Below are 5,205 nucleotides of genomic sequence, written 5' to 3'. Positions count from 1 at the left end.
GGCATGCGGGCCCAGGGCTGGGGCCGCATCGTGCACGTCAGCGGGCTGGCGGCGCGGCAGGCGGGCAACACCGTGGGCAGCATCCGCAACGTGGCCGTGGCCGCGCTGGCCAAGAACATGGCCGACGAGTTGGGGCCGGACGGCATCCAGGTGACGGTGGTGCACCCTGGCCTCACGCGCACCGAGCGCACCGCGCCGTTGATCGAAGCCCGCGCCGCGCAGCGCGGCCTGACGCCGGCCGAGGTGGAGGCCGAGATGGCCGCCGGCAACAGCATCCGCCACCTGGTGGACGCCAGCGAAGTGGCCGACGTGGTGGCCTTCTTGTGCTCGCCACGCTCACGCGCGATCAACGGCGACGCCGTCGCCGTGGGCGGCGGGGCGCCGCGGGCGATCCACTACTGAAAGCCCGCCGGCGCGCCCCTCAGGCCCCGCCCGCCTCCTCCTCGCACTCACACGTCGGGCAGGGCACCGCCAGCGCAAAGGCCGCGTTGTCCGCCGCGTCGTAGCCGCTGAGGCGGCCATAACCGTCGGTGGCCATGGCGCTCACCTGCAGGTGCTCGGCATAAGCCGCGTTGCTGCAGGGGCCCAGCAGGCTGCCCACGGTGGGCGCCTTCTCGTAGCGGAAGCTGCCGGTATGCACATAGCCGTTGCTGCCCGGCGCCCCCGACTGGCCGCTGGTGCCGGCGCTGGGGATGTCGGGCCCCGGCCCGCGCGTGACGCTGAAGCTGTATTGCGCAAAGCCGTTGGCATGCCGTGCATCGAAGGCCAGGCCCACGGTGTCGCCAGCGTTGTTGTAGTGGTGAAAGCCGCACAACGGGTCGGGCGAGACGGTGCCGCCCACCGGCTGGATGTCGGCGCTGCACCGGTTGTTGTCCACCCGCACCACCATCCGGAAGCCCATCGTGGCACCGCCCACCAGCACCCGGTGCTCGACCGGCGCGGCCGAGGTGGTGACGGTGCCGGTGCCGAACGGCGCGTCCTGGTCGGTGATGCGCAGGTCGATGCCTTGTGCCGTCCAGTTCACCAGCGCGCCGGTGTGGTCGAACAACTCCAGCTTCAGCTCGTAGCGGCCGGCGGCCAGGTCATCCGTCCAGGGCGGTGCGGTGGGCGCGCCGGCCAGCGCATGGGTGTCGAAGTAGGCGGTGGCCAGGTCCACATGCTCGTCCAGCACCACCCATTCGGTGCCGGCCGGCGGCGCCACCGGGCGGATGCGGAAGAGGTTGGGCACCGGCGCCGCATCCACGCCCGCGGTGGGCATCGGGCCCATGCGTTCCGACGGGAAGCTGGTGCCCAGCTTGTAGTGGCGGTACACGTCGCGCGCCATCACCTGCCAGCTGCCCAGCGGCACCGAGCCGGCGTCCACCGTGGCGGCCACGCCATCAGGCCCGCTCAAGCGGCGGTACGACCAGCGGTAGTACGGAATGCCCGCGCCGATCAGCGCCGAGCGGCTGAAGTCCACCCGCGGCTCCAGGCTGCCGCCCAGCGGCGCGTTGCCGTTGTCCAGGCCCTGCATCGGGCCGGCGGCCTGCTGCACTTCACGCACGGCCAGGTTGGCGCCGATGCCCAGCACCACCACCTGGCGGCCGGGCAGGTCGGGCTCTTCTTCGCAGCCGGGCACACGCGGGTCGGCCACCGGCAGCGTCACCAGCGTGCCGCAGTGGTAGTCCCACAGCGTGTGGCAGGCGATGCGCGGGCGGTACACCGTCTCCCAGCCGCTGCCGAAGTCGTACTCCACCCAGAAATACAGATCGGGCTGGTCGCCATGGCAGTTGTGGAACAGCAGGGTCTCGAAGCGGCCCTGGTCGTCGGTGATCAGCGTGGCCACCTCGTCGCAGCGCAGCCAGCGGGCCCAGTAGGGCCAGCCGCACAGCCAGGGCCAGATCAGCGTGGCCTGGCTGGCCAGCGCCTGTCGCAGCACCGGGACCGAGCGGCTGCGCAGGCTGGCCTGCAGCGCCAGCGGCAGCTCCAGGCTCTCCTTCGGCGGCAGCGGCTGCGGGTTCAGCGCCACTGCCTGGCCGATGGCGCCGTTGCGGAACAGCGGGCGCGGGCCGAAGGGCTCCGGCCCCGGGTCGGGCTGCGGCAGAGGTGGCTCGCGCAGTTGCTTCAGCAGGTCGTCGCGCAGGCGGTACAGCTCACGCTCGGGCAGGCGCTGGATCAGCCAGGGCAGGCGGTCCACCTCGCACACATGCACCCGGGCGCCGCAGATGGCGCGGTGGTCCAGCTGCCGTTCGACCCGGCCACGCACCCAGCAGAAGCAGAAGGGCCACAGGTCCAGCACCTGGCCGGGGATCTCGATCAGCGGCGCCCGCTGCGCGCCATGGGGCAGCACCGGCTCATAAGCGCCCAGGCGCTGCAGCTGCGCCGGGGTGGGTGGGGTCTGCAGCAGCCGTTCGTCCAGCGGCGCGACGAACAGCCGCGCAGGGCCGCGGCCCAGGTCCTTGGCGGTCAGCTGCAGCCGGCCGTCCTTCACCTCGGCACGGGCGGCCAGCTGGCCGCTGCCGTCGAACAGCCAGGCGCCCAGGGGCAGGCGGAAGTCGGGGCGCTGGCGGGTGCTGACCTGCCAGCCGTCGTTGCGGCCCGCGGGGGCGGGGGGGAAGCGCTGTTCCATGGTTCATCTCCTTGGCGCAGGGCCGGGCCCTGCGTGAAGACAACCCTAGGCGCCGGCCGCGCAGGCGCCAGCCTTCTTAAGGGGCGGGTCCACACCCCTGCGGGGGAAGGGGTCCCTAACTTGTCTAGGCAGGTGCGGGCACCTTGGGCAGGCCAGAATGGCGGATGTCTTCGTCTCCCCGCTCGTCGTCTCCCCGCTTCTTCCGCCTGGCCCTGGTGCTGGGCCTGCTGTCGGCCATCGGGCCGTTCGCCATCGACATGTACCTGCCCGCGCTGCCGGCCATCGGCGCCAGCCTGGGCGCCGGCATCGGGGCGGTGCAGGCCAGCCTGACGGTGTTTTTCGTCGCGCTGGCCGCGGGGCAGATGGTGTTCGGCACACTGTCCGACCGCTTCGGCCGCAAGCCGCCGCTGTATGCCGGGCTGGCGCTGTTCGCATTGGCCAGCGTGGGCTGCGCACTGGCCACCGACATCCACACCCTGGTGGCGCTGCGCTTCGTGCAGGGCCTGGGGGCGGCGGCCGGCATGGCCATTCCGCGGGCGGTGGTGCGCGACCTGCACACCGGCACCGACGCGGCGCGGCTGATGTCGCTGCTGATGCTGGTGTTCAGCGTGTCGCCCATCCTGGCGCCGCTGGCCGGCAGCCTGGCCATTGCGCTGGCCGGCTGGCGCAGCGTGTTCTGGGCGGTGGCGGTGGCCGCGCTGGCGGGCATGGCCTTGATGGCCACCTCGCTGGCCGAAACCCGGCTGCCGGCCGAGCGCCGGGCCGCCGCGCAAGGCAACGCCGCCGCGGTGTACGGCGCGCTGCTGCGCGACCGCCACTACCTGGGCCTGGTGTTCACCGGCGGCTTTGCGATGGCGGGCTTCTTCGTGTACCTGGCCAATTCCTCGTTCGTGATGATCGACCACTACGGCCTGGCGCCGGCCACCTACAGCGTGGCCTTCGGCGTCAATGCGGCGGCGTTCTTCGGGGCTTCACAGCTCAACGGCCCGCTGGGTGAACGCTTCGGCCTGGCGCCCTTGGCGCGCGGTGCGGCCACCGCCTGCGCGGCGGTGATGGGCGCGATGCTGCTGTACTACGCCACCGGCGGCGACCGGCTGGTGGTGCTGCTGGTGCTGTACTTCATCGCCAGCGGCTTGATGGGGCTGGTGATTCCCACCACCTCGGTGCTGGCGCTGGAAGAACATGGCGCCCATGCCGGCGCGGCCTCGGCCCTGCTGGGCACGCTGCAGATGGCGACCGGCACGCTGATGATGGCGGTGGTGGGCCTGTTCACCGACGGCCGGCCGCTGCCCATGGTGGCCGGCATGGCCGCCGGTGCCTGGATCGCCGCGGCGCTGGCCTGGGGCAGCCTGCCGCGGGGCCGGGGGCAGGCGCCTGCGGCGGCCCAGGCCGGCGACGGCCGCGGCCGACAATCCGGGGCATGACCGCCGCGCCCGCCCCCACCACGCCTGCACCCACGCCCCCCGCACCCTCGCCCGCCGACACCCTGGCCCGCCTGCGCGCCGGCCAGCTGCAAGGCGCCACCCGGCTCGACCTGCGCGGCTGCGGCCTGACCGAGCTGCCGCCTGAAGTGCTGTCGCTGGCCGACACGCTGGAGGTGCTGGACCTGTCGAACAACGCGCTGGCCACGCTGCCCGAGGGCCTGGCCACGCTGAGCCGGCTGCACACGCTGTTCGCGTCGGGCAACGGCTTCGAGGTGCTGCCGCCGGTGCTGGGCCGGCTGCCGCGGCTGGACACGATGGGCTTCAAGGCCAACCGCATCACCCACGTGCCGGCGCAGTCGCTGGCGCCCACGCTGCGCTGGTTGATCCTCACCGACAACCAGGTGGCCGAGCTGCCGCCCACGCTGGCCGATTGCGCGCCGATGCAAAAGCTGATGCTGGCCGGCAACCGGCTGCAGCGCCTGCCCGAAGGCCTGGGCCGGCTGCAGCGGCTGGAGCTGCTGCGCCTGGCGGCCAACCAGTTCGAGCAACTGCATCACGCCCTGCCCGACGAGTTGCTGGCGCTGCCGCGGCTGGCCTGGCTGGCGCATGCGGGCAACCCTTTCAGCGCCGCGCGCGAGCAGGCAGCCCAGTCGCAGGCTCAGGCGCCCGCCATCGCCTGGTCGGCGCTGCAGCTGCAGGCCTTGCTGGGCGAAGGTGCATCCGGCCACATCCATGCCGCCCGCTGGCAGCCGGCCGAAGGGCCGCCGCAGGACGTGGCGGTCAAGCTGTTCAAGGGCGCGATGACCAGCGACGGCCTGCCCCAGTGCGAGATGGCCGCCACGCTGGCGGCCGGCCGGCATCCGGCGCTGGTGGGCCTGCTGGGCGTGCTGCAGGGCCACCCGCAGGGCACGCAAGGCCTGGTGATGCGCCGGCTGCCGCCGCAGTGGGCGGCACTGGCCGGGCCGCCCAGCATGGCCAGCTGCAGCCGCGACGTGTATGCGCCCGGCCTGCGGCTGCCTGCAGCCCATGCCCAGGCCATCGCACAGGCGGCCGCGGCGGCGCTGGCCCACTTGCACGACAAGGGCCTGAGCCATGGCGACCTGTATGCGCACAACCTGCTGGTCGACGGGCAGGGCGGGGCGCTGCTCAGCGACTTCGGCGCGGCTTCCTTCC

4 protein-coding genes are annotated in these 5,205 nt (G+C 73.1%); 3 read left to right on the top strand and 1 reads right to left on the bottom strand.

The features are described from left to right. Positions 1 to 402, top strand: a 402-nt coding sequence (locus ABNT58_RS07960) for an SDR family oxidoreductase (protein ID WP_348752967.1), incomplete at its 5' end; no start/stop codon positions are given. A gap of 19 nt (positions 403 to 421) precedes the next feature. On the opposite strand, the gene ABNT58_RS07955 is transcribed toward ABNT58_RS07960, so the two are convergent. Next, the gene (locus tag ABNT58_RS07955; RefSeq protein WP_348752966.1) at positions 422 to 2,608 is read right to left on the bottom strand and encodes a hypothetical protein; all 2,187 of its coding nucleotides are present in this window, start codon (positions 2,606 to 2,608) and stop codon (positions 422 to 424) included. A 164-nt stretch (positions 2,609 to 2,772) separates the two neighbouring features. Between ABNT58_RS07955 and ABNT58_RS07950 the strand changes: the two genes are divergently transcribed. After that, positions 2,773 to 4,032: a multidrug effflux MFS transporter gene (locus ABNT58_RS07950; RefSeq protein WP_348752965.1), complete on the top strand. Its 1,260-nt coding sequence runs from the start codon at positions 2,773 to 2,775 to the stop codon at positions 4,030 to 4,032. Next, positions 4,029 to 5,205: leucine-rich repeat-containing protein kinase family protein (locus ABNT58_RS07945; RefSeq protein ID WP_348752964.1), on the top strand; the 1,177-nt coding region annotated here is incomplete at its 3' end. The genes ABNT58_RS07950 and ABNT58_RS07945, both read left to right, overlap by 4 nt.

Origin of the sequence: uncultured Aquincola sp., from assembly GCF_964001545.1 — a bacterium.
Taxonomy (GTDB): Bacteria; Pseudomonadota; Gammaproteobacteria; order Burkholderiales; family Burkholderiaceae_C; genus Aquincola.
This window is presented reverse-complemented; position numbering and strand designations above follow the sequence as displayed.

What these genes read in the sequence shown, in the direction of transcription:
- ABNT58_RS07955 (WP_348752966.1), bottom strand. Translation starts at nt 2,608, where the DNA reads ATGGAACAGCGCTTCCCCCCCGCCCCCGCGGGCCGCAACGACGGCTGG.
- ABNT58_RS07950 (WP_348752965.1), top strand. Translation starts at nt 2,773, where the DNA reads ATGTCTTCGTCTCCCCGCTCGTCGTCTCCCCGCTTCTTCCGCCTGGCC.